General features: G+C 71.3%; 19 protein-coding genes. 8 read left to right on the top strand and 11 right to left on the bottom strand.

Translation table 11 applies throughout. The features are described from left to right. Window positions 1–83: 83 nt before the first annotated feature. The 4 genes from FHE66_RS03190 to FHE66_RS03175 all read right to left on the bottom strand — a co-directional run bounded on the left by FHE66_RS03190 (window position 84) and on the right by FHE66_RS03175 (window position 4,372). The gene (locus tag FHE66_RS03190; RefSeq protein WP_255303586.1) at window positions 84–686 is read right to left on the bottom strand and encodes a molybdopterin-dependent oxidoreductase; all 603 of its coding nucleotides are present in this window, start codon (window positions 684–686) and stop codon (window positions 84–86) included. Window positions 687–708: 22 nt separating this feature from the next. Beyond that, a complete protein-coding gene (locus tag FHE66_RS03185) occupies window positions 709–2,061 on the bottom strand; it encodes a class II 3-deoxy-7-phosphoheptulonate synthase (RefSeq protein WP_139071546.1) in 1,353 nt (450 codons plus the stop codon). Between the two features lie 97 nt (window positions 2,062–2,158). Next, complete coding sequence (locus FHE66_RS03180) at window positions 2,159–3,388, bottom strand: pyrophosphate--fructose-6-phosphate 1-phosphotransferase (RefSeq protein WP_139071545.1); 1,230 nt, start codon at window positions 3,386–3,388, stop codon at window positions 2,159–2,161. Window positions 3,389–3,508: 120 nt separating this feature from the next. Beyond that, window positions 3,509–4,372 carry a 1-acyl-sn-glycerol-3-phosphate acyltransferase gene (locus FHE66_RS03175; protein ID WP_218013597.1) on the bottom strand — a complete coding sequence of 288 codons (864 nt, stop codon included), beginning with the start codon at window positions 4,370–4,372 and terminating at the stop codon, window positions 3,509–3,511. A gap of 70 nt (window positions 4,373–4,442) precedes the next feature. Here FHE66_RS03175 and FHE66_RS03170 point away from each other — a divergent pair, with 70 nt between their 5' ends. Further along, window positions 4,443–4,910 (top strand): hypothetical protein, encoded by a 468-nt coding sequence (locus FHE66_RS03170; RefSeq protein ID WP_139071543.1) that lies wholly within the window; start codon window positions 4,443–4,445, stop codon window positions 4,908–4,910. A gap of 81 nt (window positions 4,911–4,991) precedes the next feature. Here the strand turns inward: FHE66_RS03170 and FHE66_RS03165 are convergent, their stop codons facing one another. Beyond that, entirely contained in the window at window positions 4,992–5,930 is a 939-nt protein-coding gene (locus tag FHE66_RS03165; RefSeq protein WP_139071542.1) for an ROK family glucokinase, read from the bottom strand. A 125-nt stretch (window positions 5,931–6,055) separates the two neighbouring features. Here FHE66_RS03165 and FHE66_RS03160 point away from each other — a divergent pair, with 125 nt between their 5' ends. Then, entirely contained in the window at window positions 6,056–7,885 is a 1,830-nt protein-coding gene (locus tag FHE66_RS03160) for a long-chain fatty acid--CoA ligase (protein ID WP_139071541.1), read from the top strand. Here FHE66_RS03160 and FHE66_RS03155 read toward each other — a convergent pair. Then, entirely contained in the window at window positions 7,882–8,127 is a 246-nt protein-coding gene (locus FHE66_RS03155) for a hypothetical protein (RefSeq protein ID WP_139071540.1), read from the bottom strand. The genes FHE66_RS03160 and FHE66_RS03155 overlap by 4 nt on opposite strands. 88 nt (window positions 8,128–8,215) lie before the next feature. On the opposite strand from FHE66_RS03155, the gene FHE66_RS03150 reads away from it, so the two are divergent. Beyond that, window positions 8,216–9,985, top strand: a complete 1,770-nt coding sequence (locus tag FHE66_RS03150) for a DEDD exonuclease domain-containing protein (protein ID WP_369692751.1) — start codon at window positions 8,216–8,218, stop codon at window positions 9,983–9,985. A gap of 297 nt (window positions 9,986–10,282) precedes the next feature. On the opposite strand, the gene FHE66_RS03145 is transcribed toward FHE66_RS03150, so the two are convergent. The 3 genes from FHE66_RS03145 to FHE66_RS03135 all read right to left on the bottom strand — a co-directional run bounded on the left by FHE66_RS03145 (window position 10,283) and on the right by FHE66_RS03135 (window position 12,133). Then, window positions 10,283–10,564, bottom strand: coding sequence for an Lrp/AsnC family transcriptional regulator (locus tag FHE66_RS03145; protein WP_139071538.1), 282 nt, complete (start codon window positions 10,562–10,564; stop codon window positions 10,283–10,285). Between the two features lie 64 nt (window positions 10,565–10,628). Beyond that, window positions 10,629–11,705, bottom strand: a complete 1,077-nt coding sequence (trpD, locus tag FHE66_RS03140) for an anthranilate phosphoribosyltransferase (RefSeq protein ID WP_139071537.1) — start codon at window positions 11,703–11,705, stop codon at window positions 10,629–10,631. Continuing rightward, entirely contained in the window at window positions 11,702–12,133 is a 432-nt protein-coding gene (locus FHE66_RS03135; RefSeq protein WP_139071536.1) for a response regulator transcription factor, read from the bottom strand. Before FHE66_RS03135 ends, trpD begins: the two co-directional genes overlap by 4 nt. A 277-nt stretch (window positions 12,134–12,410) precedes the next feature. Between FHE66_RS03135 and FHE66_RS03130 the strand changes: the two genes are divergently transcribed. From FHE66_RS03130 to FHE66_RS03110, 5 genes are all read left to right on the top strand, one after another. After that, complete coding sequence (locus FHE66_RS03130; RefSeq protein WP_139071535.1) at window positions 12,411–13,064, top strand: heme-copper oxidase subunit III; 654 nt, start codon at window positions 12,411–12,413, stop codon at window positions 13,062–13,064. A 55-nt stretch (window positions 13,065–13,119) separates the two neighbouring features. Next, the gene (locus tag FHE66_RS03125) at window positions 13,120–13,899 is read left to right on the top strand and encodes a c-type cytochrome (RefSeq protein WP_139071534.1); all 780 of its coding nucleotides are present in this window, start codon (window positions 13,120–13,122) and stop codon (window positions 13,897–13,899) included. Beyond that, on the top strand, window positions 13,896–14,969 hold the full coding sequence (locus tag FHE66_RS03120) for a ubiquinol-cytochrome c reductase iron-sulfur subunit (RefSeq protein WP_230976376.1): 1,074 nt from the start codon (window positions 13,896–13,898) through the stop codon (window positions 14,967–14,969). Before FHE66_RS03125 ends, FHE66_RS03120 begins: the two co-directional genes overlap by 4 nt. Beyond that, window positions 14,966–16,732, top strand: coding sequence for a cytochrome bc complex cytochrome b subunit (locus FHE66_RS03115; RefSeq protein ID WP_139071533.1), 1,767 nt, complete (start codon window positions 14,966–14,968; stop codon window positions 16,730–16,732). Before FHE66_RS03120 ends, FHE66_RS03115 begins: the two co-directional genes overlap by 4 nt. A gap of 101 nt (window positions 16,733–16,833) precedes the next feature. Next, window positions 16,834–17,463 carry a superoxide dismutase gene (locus tag FHE66_RS03110; RefSeq protein WP_139071532.1) on the top strand — a complete coding sequence of 210 codons (630 nt, stop codon included), beginning with the start codon at window positions 16,834–16,836 and terminating at the stop codon, window positions 17,461–17,463. Between the two features lie 205 nt (window positions 17,464–17,668). Here the strand turns inward: FHE66_RS03110 and FHE66_RS03105 are convergent, their stop codons facing one another. Both FHE66_RS03105 and FHE66_RS03100 read right to left on the bottom strand, forming a co-directional pair. Then, the gene (locus FHE66_RS03105) at window positions 17,669–18,220 is read right to left on the bottom strand and encodes an OmpA family protein (RefSeq protein WP_176554623.1); all 552 of its coding nucleotides are present in this window, start codon (window positions 18,218–18,220) and stop codon (window positions 17,669–17,671) included. Beyond that, window positions 18,217–18,786 (bottom strand): hypothetical protein, encoded by a 570-nt coding sequence (locus FHE66_RS03100; RefSeq protein ID WP_139071530.1) that lies wholly within the window; start codon window positions 18,784–18,786, stop codon window positions 18,217–18,219. Before FHE66_RS03100 ends, FHE66_RS03105 begins: the two co-directional genes overlap by 4 nt. Window positions 18,787–18,927 lie beyond the last annotated feature (141 nt).

The raw sequence follows: 18,927 nt of genomic DNA, 5'->3' as shown, positions 1-18,927 counted from the left end.
GGATCCTGCACGCGACGTGCACGATCCAGCGCTCGGCGGAAGGGGTGCGTCGCACGCGGGGCGCCGCTGCGTGCCTCCGCGGGCTACTCCTGGTAGCCGTAGCGCTCCTCGCGCCAGGCGTCACCGCGCAGGTGGTAGCCGCGCGATTCCCAGAAGCCGCGCTCGGGCTCGAGGGTGTAGTTCCACCCGCGGACCCACTTCGGGCCCTTCCACGAGTACAGGTGGGGCAGGATCAGCCGCAGCGGCGCACCGCGCTCCTGGGTCAGCGGCTCGCCGGCGTGGTGGGTGGCGAGCACGGCCCGCGCCGACATGAGGTCCTCGAGCCGGATGCTCGCGCTGTAGCCGAACTCCGCGAAGACGAGGACCTCGTCCACGCCGTCGGCGGGCGGCGCGGCCTCGACGAGGGCACGGGCCGAGACACCCGACCAGCTCTCGTCGAGCGTGCTCCACCGCGAGGAGCAGTGGAGGTCGGCGACGACCTCGAGCCGCGGGAGCCCGAGCACCTCCTCGAGCGAGAAGCGGTGCTCGCGGTTCTCGCGGGTCATCCCCCCGACCGTGAGGTCCCACCGGTCGGGCCGCGGACGGGGCACCGGTCCGTAGTGCATGACCGGCGCCTGCGCCAGGAGGTGCTGCCCCGGAGGCAGGCTGCGCTCCGGCGGCACGTCGATCGCCCCTGCGGTGCTCATCATGCCCCCCGTCCGGTGTCCCTCAGGAGCCCCGCAGCATCTCCGCGACGGCGAACGCCATCTCGAGCGACTGCTGGTGGTTGAGCCGAGGGTCGACGAGCGTCTCGTAACGACGGCTGAGCGCGCCCTCGTCGATGTCCTCGCCACCGCCGAGAATCTCGGTGACGTCGTCACCGGTGAGCTCGACGTGGAGCCCGCCGGGCACGGTGCCGGCCTGCTCGTGGGACTCGAAGAAGCCGCGGACCTCGTCCAGGACGACGTCGAAGCGGCGGGTCTTGTACCCGCTCGGCGAGGCGAAGGTGTTGCCGTGCATCGGGTCGCACACCCACGTCACCGGGCTGCCCTCGCGGGCGACGGCGGACAGCAGGTCAGGCAGCACCTCGCGGATGCGACCGGCGCCCATGCGGGTGATGAACGTGAGCCGGCCGGGCTCGCCGTCGGGGTTGAGCCGCTCCTGCAGCGCGAGGGCGGTCTCCGGCGTCGTCGTCGGGCCGAGCTTGACGCCGATCGGGTTGCGCACCCGGGAGAGGAGGTCCACGTGCGCGCCGTCGATCTCGCGCGTGCGCTCCCCGATCCACAGGAAGTGCGCCGAGGTGTTGTACGGCAGGCCGGTGCGCGAGTCGATGCGCGTCATCGCCCGCTCGTAGTCGAGCAGCAGCGCCTCGTGGCTGGAGTAGAAGTCGACGGTCTTCAGCGCGTCGAAGTCGGCGCCGGCAGCCGCCATGAAGCGCACCGCCCGGTCGATCTCGGCGGCCAGCGCCTCGTAGCGCTTGTAGGCCGGGTTGGAGGTGAAGCCGCGGTTCCACTCGTGGACGCGGCGCAGGTCGGCGAAGCCACCCCAGGTGAACGCCCGGATGAGGTTGAGCGTCGTCGCCGAGCGGTGGTAGGAGCTGAGCAGCCGGTTGGGGTCGGGCACCCGCGACTCCGGCGTGAAGGCGTGGCCGTTGACGGCGTCGCCCCGGTAGGCGGGCAGCTCGACGCCGTCGCGCTCCTCCATCGTGTTGCTGCGCGGCTTGGCGTACTGCCCGGCCATGCGGCCCATCTTGATGATCGGGAGGCTGGCGCCGTAGGTGAGGACGACCGCCATCTGCAGGATGGTGCGGATCTTGTTGCGGATGTTGTCCGCCGTCGACTCCGCGAAGGTCTCGGCGCAGTCGCCACCCTGGAGGAGGAACGCCTCACCGCGCGAGGCCTTGGCCAGCTCCTCGCGGAGCTTGTCCGCCTCGCCGGCGAAGACGAGCGGCGGATAGGTCGCCAGCTCCTCGGTGACCGCGCGCAGCTCCTCGGCGCTGCGCCACTCCGGCTGCTGGGAAGCCGGAAGGTCGCGCCAGTTGTCCAACCCACGAAGGACCGCGGGATCAGCCTCGATAGTCACGCGGGCAAGGATACGTGAGGTCCGGAAAGTGGAACGCCGCCGGTCCGCACCGTGGGAACGGTGGGACCGGCGGCGTGGACAGCCGGGGTCGAGCTGCTCAGTGCTCGGCGGCGGGAGCGGCCTCGACCGACTGCCCGATGCTGCCCATGAGCTCGGTGAACCACGGCTGGGTGATGTCGAACGCCTTGCCGCCGGCGATCCGCGGGAACGGGATCGTCGTCAGCTCGTCGTCGTTCTCCTCGTCGTGGCCGATGACGCCGGAGACGTCCGCGAGGGCGCTGTCGACGGCCTTGTGCACCATCGTGCGGATGAGCTCGAGGTCGCGCTCGTTGGCCGGGGCCGAGCGGGAGAAGTAGCCGGACTTCTGGACCATGACCTTCTCTGCGCCGATGAGCTCGGCGAACTGCTTGGCGAACCACTGGCCGGGGTTGATGGTGTCGAGCTTGACGTGGCCGAACGGGTCGCGCTGGACCTCCTCGCCCTTCGCCTCGAGCTCGGCGACGATCTCGGGCACGCCCGCACCCTCGGACAGGAAGATGTTGACGTTGCCGAGCTCGTCCATGACGCCGCGCAGGCGGGCGGCCTCACCCTCGAGGTCGAGCTTCATCTCGGGCACGAAGACGGCGTGGACGTCCCACCGCTCCTTGACCAGGCCGGCGGTCGGGTTCCACTCGGGCTGCTCGGCGACCCACTGGTGGTACTCACGCGCCGCGGCGGCGGTGAGCCAGCCGCAGTGGCGGCCCATGACCTCGTGGACGATGAGCATGCGCGGGTTGGAGCGGTGCTCGCCGATGATGTTCTGCGCGAAGCGGCTGGCCTGCTCGGCGGCGGTGTAGGCGCCGAGGGACTGGCGGATCGGGATGATGTCGTTGTCGATCGTCTTCGGCAGGCCGACCACCGCCATGTGGTAGCCGTTGTCCTCGAGGTAGGCGGCGAGGTCCGCGGCGGTGGTGTTGGTGTCGTCGCCACCGATGGTGTGCAGGACGTCGACGCCGTCGGCGCGCAGCTGCTCGGCGGCGACCTTGAGCGGGTCGTCACCCTCCTTGACGAGCCCGCGGTCGACGAGGTTCTTCACGTTGGTGAGCTTGACGCGGCTGTTGCCGATGGGGCTGCCACCGAACTTGTGCAGGACGTGCGCGTGGGCGCGCGCCTCCTCGTCGATGACGATCTTCGTGCCGGTGAGCAGGCCGTGGTAGCCGTACTCGTAGGCGATGATCTCCACGTCCGGCGCCACCTCGGTGTAGCGCTCGATCAGGCCTCCGACGGCGGAGGACAGGCAGGGGGCGAAGCCTCCCGCGGTGAGCAGGGCGACACGGCGAACGGACATCGCGGAACCTTTCGGGTCGAGGGCGGCCGCTCGGGCGGCCGGCGAGCGGGTGCTCGCGCGCTCCGTCCAGTGTAGTTGCGTGGGGGCGAGGCGGCCGGGACCGTCTACCCGGCGGACCGTCTACCCGGCGGACGACGGCGGCTGGTCGCCGGTGGGGCCGTGGTCCTCGCCCTCGTCCGCCTCCTGCGCCGCGGCCTCGAGCAGCTCCTTGCCGTGCACGAGCTCCTGCTCGGTGGGCTCGGGGACCCCGGTCGCGGGGACCCGCCGCCCGCCCGGTGCCGCCGGGCCGCCGCTCGGCCGCCCGGCCGCAGCCTTGGCCTTGGCCTTGACCGTCGCCGCGTACTGGTCGACGTACTCCTGGCCGGAGAGCCGCATGATCTCGTACATGATCTCGTCGGTCACCGAGCGCAGGACGAACCGGTCGTCCTCGAGCCCTGCGTAGCGGCTGAAGTCGAGCGGCTCACCGATGACGACGCCGATCGGGCGCAGTCGCGGGATGCGGGTGCCGATGGGCTGGGCGATGTTCGTGCCGATCATCGCCACCGGGATCACCGGCGCCCCGGACTGCAGTGCGAGACGTGCCACACCGGTCTTGCCCCGGTAGAGCCGCCCGTCGGGGCTGCGGGTGCCCTCGGGGTAGATGCCGAACAGCTCCCCGTCCTGCAGCCTGCGCAGGCCGGTGTTGAGCGCCGCCTCGCTCGCCTTGCCGCCGCTGCGGTCCACCGGGATGGTGCCGACCCCGCGCATGAACCCGGCGACGAGCTTGCCCTTGACGCCGCTGCCGGTGAAGTAGTCCTGCTTGCCGAGGAAGACGACCGACCTGCGCAGCATGAGCGGCAGGAAGAAGGAGTCGATGACGGCGAGGTGATTGCTCGCGAGGATCGCGGCGCCATGGTCGGGCACGTGCTCGGCGCCTCTGATCCACGGCTGGTAGAAGACCCGCAGCGTGGTGCCGAGCGTCGCCTTCACGAGGCCGTAGAACACGAGGTCCCCTTTCCTTCTCGCGCCGGCATCGGGACGGCCGTGCGCTCCTTTGCACTCTAGAGTGCTCCTCATGGCTGGTCCTACCCGGGAGCCCGGAGGCGACGTTCCCGACGACTTCGAGGCACGGTGGGCCGAGCTCACCTCGCGGCTCGGGGAGCTGCGTCTGCCCCCTGCCGAGGACGACCCCGAACCGGCGCCGGAGGCCGCTCCCCGGGCGGCACCTCCCGTCGTGGGGCCGCGTGACTACAGCCCGGAGCCCGAGACGGAGGACGACGACCCGGAGCGTGACGTCGTCGACGGTTTCGTCCAGCCCGACCCGGACCCGTTCTCCCGGGCCGAGCCGGTCGTCGTCGTCGGGTGGGTCGCCCTCCTCGGCGGGCTCGCGCTCATGGTCGTGTGCGTGCTCGCCTGGCGCGGCGCCCCGGGGATGGTCTGGCTGGTGGCCGTGGGCGCGCTCGCGACCGGCATCGGCCTGCTCCTGTGGCGGATGCCCGCGCGTCGGGACGCCGACGACTACGACGACGGCGCGGTCGTCTGAGCCGAACCGCTCCGTCTCGCGGGCACGGCTGAGGCGTCCGGCGCGGACCGGGCGCACGTCGGCGCCCGGCCCGCGAGGGCGTCAGTACCGGACGAGGTCCGCGGCGCCGACGATGCCGGCATCGCCGCCCATCTCGGCGAGGAGGATCGTCGCCTCGGGGCGGTAGCCGCGCGCCGACAGCTCGGCGCGGAAGGCGGCCCGGGCGGCCTCGAGGACGAGGTCGCCGGTGTCGGCGACGCCCCCACCGATGACGAAGAGCTCGGGGTCGAGGACGGCCGCGAGGTTCGCGGCGCCGGCACCGACCCAGTGGCCGAGCTGGGTGACGAGCTCGCGCGAGAGCGGGTCACCCTCCGCCGCCGCCTGCGTGACGTGCTGACCCTTGACGCGGGTCCCGTCCGCGGCGGCGAGCTCGCGCAGCCGCCCGGCGCGGTCCTCGTCGGTGACCAGCGCCATCCGGGCCGCGCGGGTGAGCGCCCGTCCGGAGGCGTACATCTCCCAGCAGCCCTCGTGGCCGCAGCCGCAGTAGTGGCCGTGCGGCACGACGCGCATGTGGCCGAGCTCGGCCGCGGCGCCGTACGCCCCGCGCACGAGCTGGTTGTCCATGATGATCGCCCCGCCCAGACCGGTTCCCAGGGTGAGCATGACCATGGAGCGTGCCGAGCGGCCCGCGCCGAAGCGGAACTCGGCCCAGCCGGCGGCGTTGGCGTCGTTCTCGATGACGATCGGGACGTCGATCCCCCGGGCTAGGCGCTCACGCAGCGGGTAGTCACGCCACGCGATGTTCGGCGCGAAGACCATCCCGTCGCGGTTGGGGCTGACGAAGCCGGCGGCCGCCACGCCCACGCCCGTGACGTCGTGGTCCACCCGCAGCTCGGCCACCGCGGCGATGACGGCGCTCTCGATCGCCTCAGGGTCCAGGGCGTCGGTCGCCCTGCGCGTCTTCTGGAGCACCTGCCCGTGCTCGTCGACGACACCCGCGGCGATCTTCGTCCCGCCGATGTCGATCCCGATCGTGGTCATCGATCCATCCCCTACGTGGTCGGGCCCGGAGCACGACTCCCCGTGTGGAGGAACTCCGAACCGTGCGAATCTGCCATATCGTGTGGCCGGTAGTCATCCCTCCGACCGCTGCCACTGGAGTCAGTATGGACGAGTTCCATGTCCCCCTAGCCGTGACCTCCGCCCCTTCGACGAGCATCTCCGACCTCCTCATCGCCCAGGTGACGTCCTCCCCGTCCAAGGTGCTGATCGAGAAGCAGGAGCACGGCTCCTGGCGCCCCTACACCACGACCCAGGTGCTCGCGCTCGTCGAGAGCGTCGCCAAGGGCCTCATGGCTGCGGGCGTGGAACAGGGTGACCGTGTCGCGATCATGTCGCGCACGCGCTTCGAGTGGACGATCCTCGACTTCGCGATCTGGCACGCCGGCGCGGTTCCGGTGCCCGTGTACGAGACCTCCTCCGCCGACCAGAGCGCCTGGATCCTCGGGGACTCCGGCTGTGTCGCCGCCTTCGTCGAGACGCCCGCGCACGCCGCGATCGTCGCCGAGGCCCGCGCGGAGAACGGCGGCCTGCCGAAGCTGGGCGACGTGTGGACGATCGAGGAGGGCGCACTCGAGGCGATGGTGGAGCGCGGCCGCGGCGTCAGTGACGCCGACCTCGCCGCCCGCCACGCCGCCGTCGGCCTCGAGGACACCGCGACCCTCATCTACACCTCGGGCACGACCGGGCGGCCCAAGGGCGCCGAGCTCACCCACGGGAACTTCGTCGAGCTGTGCAGCAACGCCATCGAGGACCTCAGCGAGGTCCTCAGCTACCCCGACGCGCGGACCCTGCTGTTCATGCCGCTCGCGCACGTCTTCGCGCGCTTCGTCGAGGTGCTCGTCATCGCCGGCGGCGTCACCCTCGGCCACACGCCGGACACCAAGGACCTCGTCGCCGACATGGGGACCTTCACCCCGACGTTCATCCTCTCGGTGCCGCGCGTGTTCGAGAAGGTCTACAACTCCGCGGAGCAGAAGGCCGCGGCCGGCGGCAAGGTGAAGATCTTCCACTGGGCGACGAAGGTGAACATCGCCTACTCCCGCGCGCTGGACGAGCCGGGCGGCCCGGGCCTGCGGCTCAAGGCGCTGCACAAGATCGCCGACGCGCTCGTGCTCAAGAAGATCCGCGCCGTCATGGGCGGGCGGGTCGTCTACGCGATCTCCGGCGGCGCGCCGCTCGGTGAGCGGCTCGGGCACTTCTACCGCGGTCTCGGCCTCGTCGTCCTCGAGGGCTACGGCCTCACCGAGACGACCGCCCCGGTGGCCGTCAACCGTCCCGCGAAGGTGAAGATCGGGACGGTCGGCCCGCCGCTGCCGGGCACCGCGATCAAGATCGCCGAGGACGGCGAGATCCTCGCCAAGGGCATCCCCGTCTTCCGCGGCTACCACAACAACCCCGAGGCGACGGCCGAGGCCTTCACCGACGGCTGGTTCCACACCGGCGACGTCGGCAGCCTCGACGAGGACGGCTACCTCACGATCACCGGGCGCAAGAAGGAGATCATCGTGACGGCGGCCGGCAAGAACGTCGCGCCGAGCCAGCTCGAGGACCCCACCCGAGCGCACCCGCTCATCTCCCAGTGCCTCGCCATCGGGGACCGTCGCCACTTCGTCAGCATGCTCGTCACCCTCGACGTCGAGATGCTGCCGAGCTGGCTGCAGACACACGGCCGCGAGCCGATGACGGTGGCAGAGGCCAAGGAGGACCCGATGGTCCTCGAGCACATCCAGATGGCGATCGACCGGACGAACAAGAAGGTCTCCCGCGCCGAGTCCATCCGCAAGTTCGTCGTCCTCGACCAGGACTTCACGATCGAGAACGGCTACCTCACCCCGTCGATGAAGGTCCGCCGCAACGCGGTCATGAACGACTACGCCGACCTCATCGACGAGATCTACGCGCAGTCCGCTCCCGCGAAGACGCCGGCCTCCTAGCCGCCGCTCGGGACGTGGACGCCGGACCGGCGCGGGCTGCTCGGGACGTGGACGCCGGTCCGGCGTAGGCGCAGCGGCGGCACGAGGCCGCCGTCGGCCAGGACGGCGAGGGCGGTGCGTTCCTCCTCCCCGATGTGTCGCGGGGCCGGGAGGGGCCCGCGGGCCGGGTCGGTGAGGAAGGAGACCACGCAGTCGTCGCAGGCGATGTTCCTCATCGTGCAGGTGCCACAGTCGATGATCATGGCCAGACGGTAGGACCGACCACCGACATCGCCGGCCGGGCGGTGCGTCGCCGGAGCGATGTCGGTGGCCCGACGTAGCGTCGTCGTCGTGACCGCGAACCTCCTCGCTCCCGCCCCCGGCGGCCGCCTCGAGCTCGACGGACCCGCCCGCGCGGGAACCGGCGCGCCGCTCCAGATCGGCTTCGACGAGCTCGGCCTCCCGCTGTCCGAGGTGACCTTCGTCGTCGTCGACCTCGAGACCACGGGCGGGTCGCCCACCCAGTGCGAGATCACCGAGGTCGGCGCGGTCAAGGTGCGCGGGGGCGAGGTGCTCGGGGAGTTCCAGACCCTCGTCGACCCAGGGTCCCCCGTCCCCCCGATGATCACCGTGCTCACCGGCATCACCGACGCGATGCTCGTCGGCGCCCCGCGCATCGGGGAGGTCCTGCCCTCGTTCCTCGAGTTCGCCGGCTTCGGTCCCACGACCGTGCTCGTCGCCCACAACGCACGGTTCGACGTCGGGTTCCTGCGGGCGGCGGCGAACCGGCTCGACCTCACCTGGCCCTCCCCCACGATCGTCGACACGGTCGCCCTCGCCCGGACCGTCGTCACGAAGGACGAGGCACCCAACCACAAGCTCGGCACCCTCGCCGCGCTCTTCGGAGCGACCACCAGCCCCGACCACCGCGCGCTCCACGACGCGCGCGCCACCGTCGACGTCCTCCACGGCCTGCTCGGGCGCCTCGCGCCGCTCGGCGCCACCCACCTCGAGGACCTCGCGACCATCGCGGACCCCGTCCCCCACCGGCGGCGGCGCAAGTCCACGCTCGCCGACGGCCTTCCCAGCAGCCCCGGCGTCTACCAGTTCATCGGCCCGGGCAAGGAGGTGCTGTACGTCGGCAAGGCGGTCAACCTGCGCCGCCGGGTGCGGTCGTACTTCACGGCTGCGGAGAAGCGCAAGCGCATCGGGGAGATGCTCGACCTCACCCAGGAGGTGCGCACGATCCCGTGCGCCACCGACCTCGAGGCCTCCGTGCGCGAGCTCCGTCTCATCGCCGAGCTCGACCCCCCGTACAACCGCCGGTCGCGTCGCCCGGACCGACGCCCCTGGATCCGGCTCACCGACGAGCCCTTCCCCCGGCTGTCCATCGTCCGCTCGGTGCCGGCGGGCACCAGCGACGCCCTGGGCCCGTTCCACTCGCGCGCCGCCGCGCAGTCCGCCCTCGAGGCGCTGCAGGAGGCCTTCGCGCTGCGGCGGTGCACCCAACGGCTCCCCGCCCTCGCCCGGGTGGACGCGCGCGCCTGCGCCCTCGCCGAGATGGGGCGCTGCGGCGCGCCGTGCACCGGCGGGCAGAGCGTCGAGGCGTACGCCGGGATCGTCGGCGACGTGCGCAGCGGGCTCACCACCGCCGCCGGGCCGGTCGTCACGGCACTGCGCTCGCGCATCGGTAACCTCGCCGCCCAGCAGCGCTACGAGGAGGCCGCCGCCGAGCGCGACCGGCTGCGGGCGTTCCTCGTAGCCGCCCGGCGTGCCCAGCGGCTGCGCCCGCTGTGGCGCTGCCCCGAGCTCGTCGCAGCCCGGCGCGCACCGAGCGGCGGGTGGGAGATCGTCCTCGTCCGGTACGGACGCCTCGCGGGAACCTCGACCGTGCCCCGCGGGGTCAACCCCATGCCGGCCATCGAGGCGCTCGTCGCCACGGGTGAGGACGTCCCCCCGCCCACGTCCGCGATGGGGGCCGCGAGCTCGGAGGAGACCGAGCTCGTCGCCGACTGGATCGACCACCCGGACACGCGTCTCGTGCGGCTCGCCGAGTCCGCCGAGCCGCTCGCCTACCCCGTCGACGGCGCGGCGAAGTACCCGGTCCCGCCGACGTCCTGACCCGACGAGGTCACGGCGTACCGGCGGGGACCGAGGGCCGGCCCGCCGCGTGAGGACTCACGCCGAGCGCTGCTCCGCCTGGCGGCGCCCACGCGACCGCTCGGGTCGCGCGCAGAAGTCCGCTCGTGCAGAAGTCGGCTGTCGCGAACAAGTCGGCTCTCGCGCGGAACTCCGCTCTCGTGCAGAAGTCGGCTCTCGCGCGGAACTCCGCTCTCGTGCAGAAGTCGGCTCTCGCGCGGAACTCCGCTCTCGCGCAGAAGTCGGCTGTCGCGAGGGGGGGGTGGGTGGGGCCGTGGGTCAGTCGCCGAGGCCGATGGAGAAGGCGGCTTCCAGGTCGTGGCGGGAGTAGGACTGGAAGGCGATGTAGGTCCGGGTGTTGTTGACGCCGCGCACCTTGCCCACCTGGTCGGCGACGACGTCGGCGAGGTCCTCGTGGCGCGCCACCCGGGCGATCGCGATGAGGTCGACGTCGCCGGTCACCGAGTAGACCTCACTGATCCCGTCGAGCTCGGCCACCTCCTGGGCGACCTCGGGAACGCGGTCCGCGTCGGTGTCGATGAGGACGATGGCGGTGAGCATCGGGGTCTCCTTCGTCGCTGTGCCGGCGGGGTCCCGCCGGCTCAATCATGGCGTGGTGGTCTGCTCAGCGCCGAGCGCCGGCCGCCACCCACCGGTCGAGGGCGGCGCGGGCGCGGCCGTCGTCGATCGCCGCCTCCGCGAGGACCATGCCGGCGCGCAGCCGGTCGACCAGGTCGCCGGACTCCGGGCCGGTGCCCGGCAGGGTGCCGTAGGCGACCAGCGCCGCCGCCGAGTTGAGCACGACGGCGTCACGCACGGGGCCGGTCGCGCCGTCGAGCAGGTCGCGCGCGACGCCGGCGTTGAAGGTGGCGTCCGCGCCGCGCAGGTCCTCGATGGTCGCGGGCGCCAGCCCGAAGACCTCGCGGGTGTCGAGGAGGTGCTCGGTGACCTCGCCGTCGGCGACCTCCCAGATCCGGCTGGGCGCCGTCGTCGTCAGCTCGTCGAGACCGTCCTCGCCGCGGAACACGAGCGCCCGCACCCCGCGGCCGGCGAGCACGCCCGCGACGAGCGGGGCGATGCGCCGGTCGGCCACCCCGATCGCGGCCGCCCGTGGCCGCGCGGGGTTGGTCAGCGGCCCGAGGACGTTGAAGGCCGTGCTCACCGCGAGCTCCCGGCGCGCGATCGCGGCGTGGCGCATCGAGGGGTGGAAGGCGGTGGCGAAGCAGAAGGTGATGCCCACCTCACGGAACGTCGCCTCCACCTGGGGCACGGTCATGTCCAGGCGCACCCCGAGCTGCTCGAGGACGTCGGCCGAGCCGCTCGCCGAGCTCGACGCGCGGTTCCCGTGCTTGACCACGGGCACCCCGGTGCCGGCGACGACGAGGGACGACATCGTCGAGATGTTCACCGTGCGGGCGCGGTCACCGCCGGTGCCGACGATGTCGACGACGTCGTCGGGCAGGTCGACCGGGACCGAGTGGGCGAGCATGACGTCGGCGAGGCCGGTGAGCTCGGCGACCGTCTCCCCCTTCGCGCGCAGCGCCACGAGGAACCCGGCGAGCTGGACCGGGCTGGCGAGCCCGGACATCACCTGGTCCATCGCCCAGCCGGTCTGCTCCGCGGTGAGGTGCTCGCCCCCGACGAGGGAGGTGATGAGGTCGGCCCAGGTGAGGCCGGCCGGCTCGCCGCCCTCGGGCGTCACCGCCGGCCGCCAGCGCGCAGCAGCCCGGCGACAGCCTCCTGGATCTTGAACGGGTCGATGGGCGCCTGGACGACGGCGTCCGCCTGCGCCCAGGTGGCGAGCCACGCGTCCTGCGGGCGCGCGGTGAGCACGAGGACCGGCGGGCACTCGTACATCTCGTTCTTCAGCTGGCGGCTCACGGCGACGCCGCCGGCCTTGGCCGCCTCGCCGTCGAGCACGAGGAGCGCGAAGCCCCCGTCCATCGCCTGGGCGACGGCGGCCTCGTGCGTGGCCACCTCGGTCCAGCGGATGAGCGGCAGGTCCGCCGCCGCCCGGCGCCCGACGGCCCGGCGCACCTGCTCACGCGTGGTGACGTCGTCGCTGTAGAGCAGCACGTCCACGACGTCGGTGGCGGTGGTCGCGGCTGCGTCGGGCTGCGCGGGCGTCATCGTCGGTCCTCCAAGATCGTTTCGGGCACACCGACGGACACGGTGGCCTCCCCGCATCGTAGTCGCGCGGGACGCCGGACGCGGACAGCCCCACCGGGCGGGGCGCCAGGGAGGATCAGGACGAATAGGACACACCCGTTCCCGGCGTGTCGCTACCCGCGGGACCTGGGACCAAAGGCTCAGGCGCGGCATGCCGCGGAAGACCTAGCCTCATGGTGGGCGACGAGGCGAACCGCAGCGTGGCGGAATGGTCAAACGTCCCCAGTTTCAGGCCATAATGGCGACTGTGTCGTCTACTACGGCTGCTCCGAGCGCCCCCCACGTGAACGTCAACCGACCCAACGCCGTGTCGGTCGGGACCATCGTCTGGCTGTCCAGCGAGCTCATGTTCTTCGCCGGGCTCTTCGCCATGTACTTCACGCACCGGTCGGTGTCTGGGGACATCTGGCAGGAGAACTACGTCCTGCTGAACATCCCGTGGGCGCTGACGATCACCGCGGTCCTCGTCGCGAGCTCCGTGACGGCGCAGATGGGTGTCTTCGCCGCCGAGCGCTTCCAGCCGCGCCGCACCGGCTCCCTGCTCGACGTGCGCAAGTGGGGCATGGAGGAGTGGTTCATCCTCACCTTCATCATGGGCGCCTTCTTCGTCGCCGGCCAGATGTTCGAGTACGCCGAGCTCGTCTCCCACGGCCTCACCGTGTCCTCCAGCCCGTACGGCTCGGTCTTCTACATCATGACCGGCTTCCACGCCCTGCACGTGATCGGCGGCCTCGTCGCCTTCCTCCTCATCCTCGGGCGGTCCTTCGCCGCCAACCGCTTCGGCCACCTCGAGGCCACCGGCGCCGTCGTCGTGTCGTACTACTGGCACTTCGTCGACGTCGTCTGGGTCGCGATGTTCTTCATCATCTACTTCCTCGAGCTCTTCAACTGAGGTCGTGCGCGATCCTGCCCCGTCCATCCACGAAGTCAGACAAGGACACAACACCGTGAAGGCACTCGCCGCCAGCAGGAGGCACCGGCTCGCGCCGGTCATCCTCCTGCTCCTGGCCCTGATCCTGACGGGGGTGGCGTACTCAGCCGTCACCTCCGAGCCGGCCACAGCGCAGACGGCCAGCCAGGAGGAGATCGAGGAGGGCGAGGCGCTGTTCCGGTCGAACTGCTCGACCTGCCACGGACTCAACGCCCAGGGGACCGACCTCGCGCCGTCGCTGGTCGGCGTGGGCGCCGCCTCGGTCCACTTCCAGGTCTCGACGGGGCGCATGCCCATGGCGAACAACTCCCCGCAGGCGGAGCGCAAGGACCCGATGATGGACGAGGAGCAGACCTACGCGCTCGCCGCGTACGTCGCCGCCCTCGGCCCCGGTCCGGCCATCCCCTCCGCGCAGCAGGTGAACCCCGAGGAGGGCAACGCCGCCTCCGGCATGGAGCTCTTCCGTGCCAACTGCTCGATGTGCCACAACGCCGTCGGCGCCGGCGGCGCGCTGACCGAGGGCAAGGTGGCCCCGCCCCTCGACGAGGCCACCCCCACCCAGATCTGGGAGGCCCTGCGCACGGGCCCGCAGTCGATGCCGGTCTTCAACGAGGCGGCCATCACCGACCAGGGCGCGCGTGACGTCATCGCCTACGTGATGGAGCAGCGTGAGGTCGACCCGGGCGGCATCAGCCTGGGCAACCTCGGCCCCGTCTCCGAGGGCTTCTGGGTGTGGATCGTCGGAATCGGCGGCCTCATCGGTCTCGCCGTCTGGATTGGAGCAAGGTCCTCGTGAGCACGAACCGTCCCCCGGGGGAGCTGACCACTGGCGGCGCACACGCGTCCGACGTGCCCGAGCAGTTCCAGGACCCCGGCCTCGAGCCGCACCAGATCCGGCTCGCCGACCGCAGTGAGAAGAACGCCAAGCGCGTCGAGCGCCAGGTCGTCGCCATCCTCCTCGTCTCGATCCTCGCGTCCGTCGTGGGCGTCGTCGGCTACTTCGCGATCCCCGTCGGCACGACCCTCATGGACGTGCGCCTCTCGACGCTGGTGATCGGCCTGGGCCTGGGCCTGGGGATGCTCGGCATCGGTATCGCCGCAGCGCACTGGGCCAAGGCCCTCATGGACAACACCGAGCGCGTCGAGAAGCGCAAGCCCATCCCGTCCTCCCCCGAGGTCCGCGAGGAGGCCGTCGAGCAGATCGCCACCGGCATCGAGGAGTCCCGCATCGGGCGCCGTCCGGTGCTCAAGGGCGCCCTCGTCGGTGCCGCCGCTCTCGCTCCGCTGCCCTTCGTCGTGCCGCTCGTCGGCGGCCTGTCGAACACCTGGGACGTCAACCGCTTCCGGCACACCGCCTGGGGCGACGTGCCCGAGGGCACCGGCGGGCTCCTGCCCGACGGCTCCGTCGGTCGCCGCCTGGCCACCGACCCCGACGACCGCCCCATCCGGGCTGCCGACGTGACGATCGGCTCCGCCTTCGCGGTCATCCCCCACGGCCTGCCCGACGAGGAGCACTACCTCGAGGAGAAGGCCAAGGCCGTCGTCTTCATGACGCGCATCGACCCCAACGAGCTCGCCGTCTCCCCCGAGCGGCGTGACTGGAGCTACGACGGGATCGTCGCGTACTCCAAGGTCTGCACCCACGTCGGGTGCCCGGTCGCGCTCTACGAGCAGCAGACGCACCACCTGCTGTGCCCCTGCCACCAGTCGACGTTCGACCTCGCCGACGAGGCGAAGGTCGTCTTCGGTCCGGCCAAGCGCGCTCTGCCGCAGCTGCCGATCACCGTCGACACCGATGGCTACCTCGTCGCCCGCTCCGACTTCCACGAACCGGTGGGCCCGAGCTTCTGGGAGCGTGACCGATGAGCACCGCGACGCCGACGCATTCCGACACCCGCAAGGCACTGAACAAGGCGGCCCCGGTCGCCGACTACCTCGACCGCCGCACCGGCGTCGGCAAGGTGGTGCGTGAGTTCGCCCGCAAGGTCTTCCCGGACCACTGGAGCTTCATGCTCGGGGAGATCGCGCTCTACAGCTTCATCGTGCTCGTCCTCAGCGGGTTCTTCCTCACGATGTACTTCGTGCCGAGCATGGGGCACGTCACCTACCCCGAGGACCAGCTGCCCGTCACCATGCAGGGCGTGGGCATGTCCGAGGCGTTCGCCTCGACGCTGCGCCTGTCCTTCGAGGTCCGCGGCGGCCTCCTCATGCGCCAGATCCACCACTGGGCCGCACTGCTGTTCGTCGCGGCGATCGTGGCGCACATGCTCCGCGTCTTCTTCACCGGCGCCTTCCGCAAGCCTCGCGAGCTCAACTGGGTCATCGGCTTCACGCTGCTCATCCTCGCGCTGCTCGCCGGCTTCTCCGGCTACTCCCTGCCCGACGACGTCCTGTCCGGCAACGGACTGCGCATCGCCGACGGCGTCGCCCGCTCGATCCCGATCATCGGCTCCTACGTCTCCCTCGCCCTCTTCGGCGGGGAGTTCCCGGGCGTCGACATCATCCCGCGGCTCTTCACTGTGCACATCCTGCTCGTGCCGGCGCTCATCGTCGCCCTGGTGACGATCCACCTCGTCCTCGTGGTGGTCCACAAGCACACCCAGTACCCCGGACCGGGCCGCACCGAGAAGAACGTCGTCGGCTACCCGGTTCTCCCGGTCTACGCCGCCAAGGCCGGCGGGTTCTTCTTCGTCGTCTTCGGCTTCATCGCCCTGCTCGGCGCCCTCGTGTCGATCAACCCGGTGTGGATCCACGGCCCGTACGACCCGAGCCCGGTGGGTGCCGGTGCCCAGCCCGACTGGTACATGCTCTTCCTCGAGGGTGGCCTGCGGCTCATGCCGGGATGGCCGGAGTTCGTCATCGGCGGCTACACGCTGTCGCTGAACATCCTCATCCCCGGTGTGGTCATCCCCGGCGTCCTCTTCACGCTCCTCGCCGTCTGGCCCTTCGTCGAGGCGGCCGTGACCAAGGACCGCGGCGAGCACCACGTCCTGGACCGTCCCCGCAACGCCCCGGTCCGGACCGCCACCGGCGTCGCCGTCATCACCGCCTTCATGGTGCTCAACGTCGCCGGCGCGAACGACATCCTCGCCACGCACTTCGAGCTGTCGCTCAACGGGATCACGTGGTTCCTGCGGATCATGTTCTTCGTCGCCCCGGTGTTCGCGTTCTGGATCACCAAGCGGATCTGCCTGTCGCTGCAGCGCCGTGACCGCGAGCTCGCGCTGCACGGCCACGAGACCGGCCGCATCGTGCGGATGCCCTCGGGTCAGTACCTCGAGGTGCACCAGCCGCTGGACGACGACGAGCGCTGGGTGCTCGTCTCCTACGACGCGGACCGCATGGTCGAGATCGACCCGGCGGAGGACGAGAACGGTGTCCGCCGCCCCGGGTACGAGAAGGACAAGCAGCGTCAGCGCCTGTCCCGCTTCTTCTACGAGGACCGCATCGAGCCGGTCACCCCGGTCGAGCTCGCCGAGGAGATGGCCGCCCACGGCGGTCACGACGGCGAGGAGACGGCGATCGAGGAGGACGGCGGTCTGCGCGCGGCGTTCGACCGTCCGGAGCAGGACGAGCCCGCTGCGATCACGAGCGGCCGTGACGAGCGGAACACCCCGGCGTCGTCGTAGGTTGGACTGATATGAGCTCGACATGTGCCCGGCGCCCGCGCCGGGCACATGTCGTGTGTCGACCCGGTGCATCCCGCACCGGGACCAGATGAGGAGGATCTATGCCCGTGTACACCCTGCCGGATCTCCCGTACGACTACAGCGCCCTCGAGCCGCACATCAGCGGCAAGATCATGGAGCTGCACCACGACCGTCACCACAAGACGTACGTCGACGGTGCGAACACCGCGCTGGACAAGCTCGCCGAGGCCCGCGAGTCCGGGGACAACGCCGCGATCAACCTCTACGAGAAGAACCTCGCGTTCAACCTCGGCGGCCACGTCAACCACACCGTCTTCTGGAACAACCTCTCCCCGGAGGGCGGCGGTGAGCCCGAGGGTGAGCTCGCCGAGGCCATCAAGGACCAGCTCGGCTCCTTCGAGGGCTTCAAGGCGCAGTTCGCCGCCAACGCCACGAGCATCCAGGGCTCCGGCTGGTCCGTCCTCGCGTGGGACAGCATCGGCCAGAAGCTCTCGATCTTCCAGCTGTTCGACCAGCAGGGCAACGTGCCGCTCGGTCTGACCCCCGTGCTCATGCTCGACATGTGGGAGCACGCCTTCTACCTCGACTACCTCAACGTCAAGGCGGACTACGTCAAGGCGTTCTGGAACATCGTCAACTGGCAGGACGTCGCGGCTCGCCTCGAGCGCGCCCGCACGCAGACCTCGGGTCTCATCGTCCCCGCCGTCTGAGACGTACGACGAAGGGCCCGGCACCGACGGTGCCGGGCCCTTCGTCGTACCTCCCCGACGCGGTCTCCCCCGCGTCCGTGCGTCCTGGGCCACCGCACCGCCATGGGCCCGCACCCCATCTCGCCGAGTGCTGGATCCTGCACACACCGGCTGCGGGCTGCGGGCCGTGGGGCACAGTGCCGGTGGGCCGGCACCGGGGCAGGGATCAGCCGCTGTAGACGATCTCCACGCGCCGGTTGGCGGCGTACGTGGCCGGGTCGTCCGGGTTCTCCCGCTCGACGGGCTCGGTGTCCGCGAAGCCCGCCACCTCGAGGACGAGATCGGGCCGCTCGGCGGCGATGACGTCCGCGACCGCCTGGGCGCGGTTGCGGGAGAGCTCGTCGTTGGGGATCGGGCCGACGAGGGAGTCGGTGTGCCCGTGCACCTGGACGGCCGCGCCCTCGGGGACGTCGGCCAGGAGCTCGCCGATGCGCGGGGCGGCAGCGGGCGGCAGCTCGAAGCTCTGCGAGGCGAAGAGGATGTCGCTGGCGAGCGAGATCGTGGTCTGGTCGCCCTCCGTCGCCACGGCCTCCAGGGTCCTCACGCTGCCCTCCACGGACCAGACCCGGACCGACGCCGCGAGCTGCTGCCGGGTGGGTGCCGGCAGGTCCTCGGGGGCATCCACGGCGGCCGCCGGGACAGCGACGGTGAGCGCGAGGGCGACGGCGGCGAAGGCGCAGGCGGCGCTGCGGCCGGCCCGGTGGCTGGGGACGCTCACGGGACCGGGATGCCCGTGTACTCGGGCAGGGAGTCGCGAAGCCGTAGGTCGAAGGTGTCGATGTCGTCCTCGGGGGCGGCGTACACGCCCCACCACACGACGGACTCACCGTTGACGGCCCTGAGCTGGCCGGCGTCCGCCGTCCAGTCGATCCCCGTGTCGCTGATCGGCGAGTACTCCTTGAGGTTCTCCCGGTCGACGAGCACCGGACGGAACTTGTAGAGGTTGTCCGGGTACATGTCCCACACACTGACGGGTTCGTCGTCGCTGACGGAGGCGAAGTCCGGCGTGAAGACGAGGCGAAGGGTCATGACGTCTCCCTCGACCTCGAGGGGCAGGACACCGACGGTCACCTCGTCCTCGGTACCGGGCAGGGTGTAGGTGACCTCGTCGAGGACCTCGTCCGTCGCTGCCCCCTCCTCGGCGGTGTCCGTCGGCTTGGGGGTCTCCGTCGCGGACTCGGTCGTCTTCTCCTCCGGGGTCGCCTGCTGCGTCGCGGGAGCGTCCTCGGGGACGTCGTCCGCGCCGCAGCCGGCCAGCGCAAGGGCGAGCACAGCGGCGCTCACCGGGAGTCTCCATCGCATCGGTCGTGCAGCCTTTCCGTCGGGGACCGCTACAAATTAGCAGCAGACGTCGCCGTACGGACGCTGATGAGCACACACGTCAACGAAGAGATGTGCGGGATCCGGCGCTCGGCGTGAGTGAGG

The sequence above is a fragment of the Georgenia sp. 311 genome (assembly GCF_006151955.1).
Lineage (GTDB): Bacteria > Actinomycetota > Actinomycetes > Actinomycetales > Actinomycetaceae > Oceanitalea > Oceanitalea wutianyii.
Note: the sequence above shows the minus strand (reverse complement) of the source record. Positions and strands in the feature narration are given on the sequence as shown.

What these genes read in the sequence shown, in the direction of transcription:
- FHE66_RS03165 (WP_139071542.1), bottom strand. Translation starts at nt 5,930, where the DNA reads ATGACCACGATCGGGATCGACATCGGCGGGACGAAGATCGCCGCGGGT.
- FHE66_RS03180 (WP_139071545.1), bottom strand. Translation starts at nt 3,388, where the DNA reads ATGTCCGTTCGCCGTGTCGCCCTGCTCACCGCGGGAGGCTTCGCCCCC.
- FHE66_RS03145 (WP_139071538.1), bottom strand. Translation starts at nt 10,564, where the DNA reads ATGCTCACCGCCATCGTCCTCATCGACACCGACGCGGACCGCGTTCCC.
- FHE66_RS03160 (WP_139071541.1), top strand. Translation starts at nt 6,056, where the DNA reads ATGGACGAGTTCCATGTCCCCCTAGCCGTGACCTCCGCCCCTTCGACG.
- FHE66_RS03115 (WP_139071533.1), top strand. Translation starts at nt 14,966, where the DNA reads ATGAGCACCGCGACGCCGACGCATTCCGACACCCGCAAGGCACTGAAC.
- FHE66_RS03190 (WP_255303586.1), bottom strand. Translation starts at nt 686, where the DNA reads ATGAGCACCGCAGGGGCGATCGACGTGCCGCCGGAGCGCAGCCTGCCT.
- FHE66_RS03155 (WP_139071540.1), bottom strand. Translation starts at nt 8,127, where the DNA reads ATGATCATCGACTGTGGCACCTGCACGATGAGGAACATCGCCTGCGAC.
- FHE66_RS03130 (WP_139071535.1), top strand. Translation starts at nt 12,411, where the DNA reads ATGGCGACTGTGTCGTCTACTACGGCTGCTCCGAGCGCCCCCCACGTG.
- FHE66_RS03170 (WP_139071543.1), top strand. Translation starts at nt 4,443, where the DNA reads ATGGCTGGTCCTACCCGGGAGCCCGGAGGCGACGTTCCCGACGACTTC.
- FHE66_RS03135 (WP_139071536.1), bottom strand. Translation starts at nt 12,133, where the DNA reads ATGACGCCCGCGCAGCCCGACGCAGCCGCGACCACCGCCACCGACGTC.
- FHE66_RS03110 (WP_139071532.1), top strand. Translation starts at nt 16,834, where the DNA reads ATGCCCGTGTACACCCTGCCGGATCTCCCGTACGACTACAGCGCCCTC.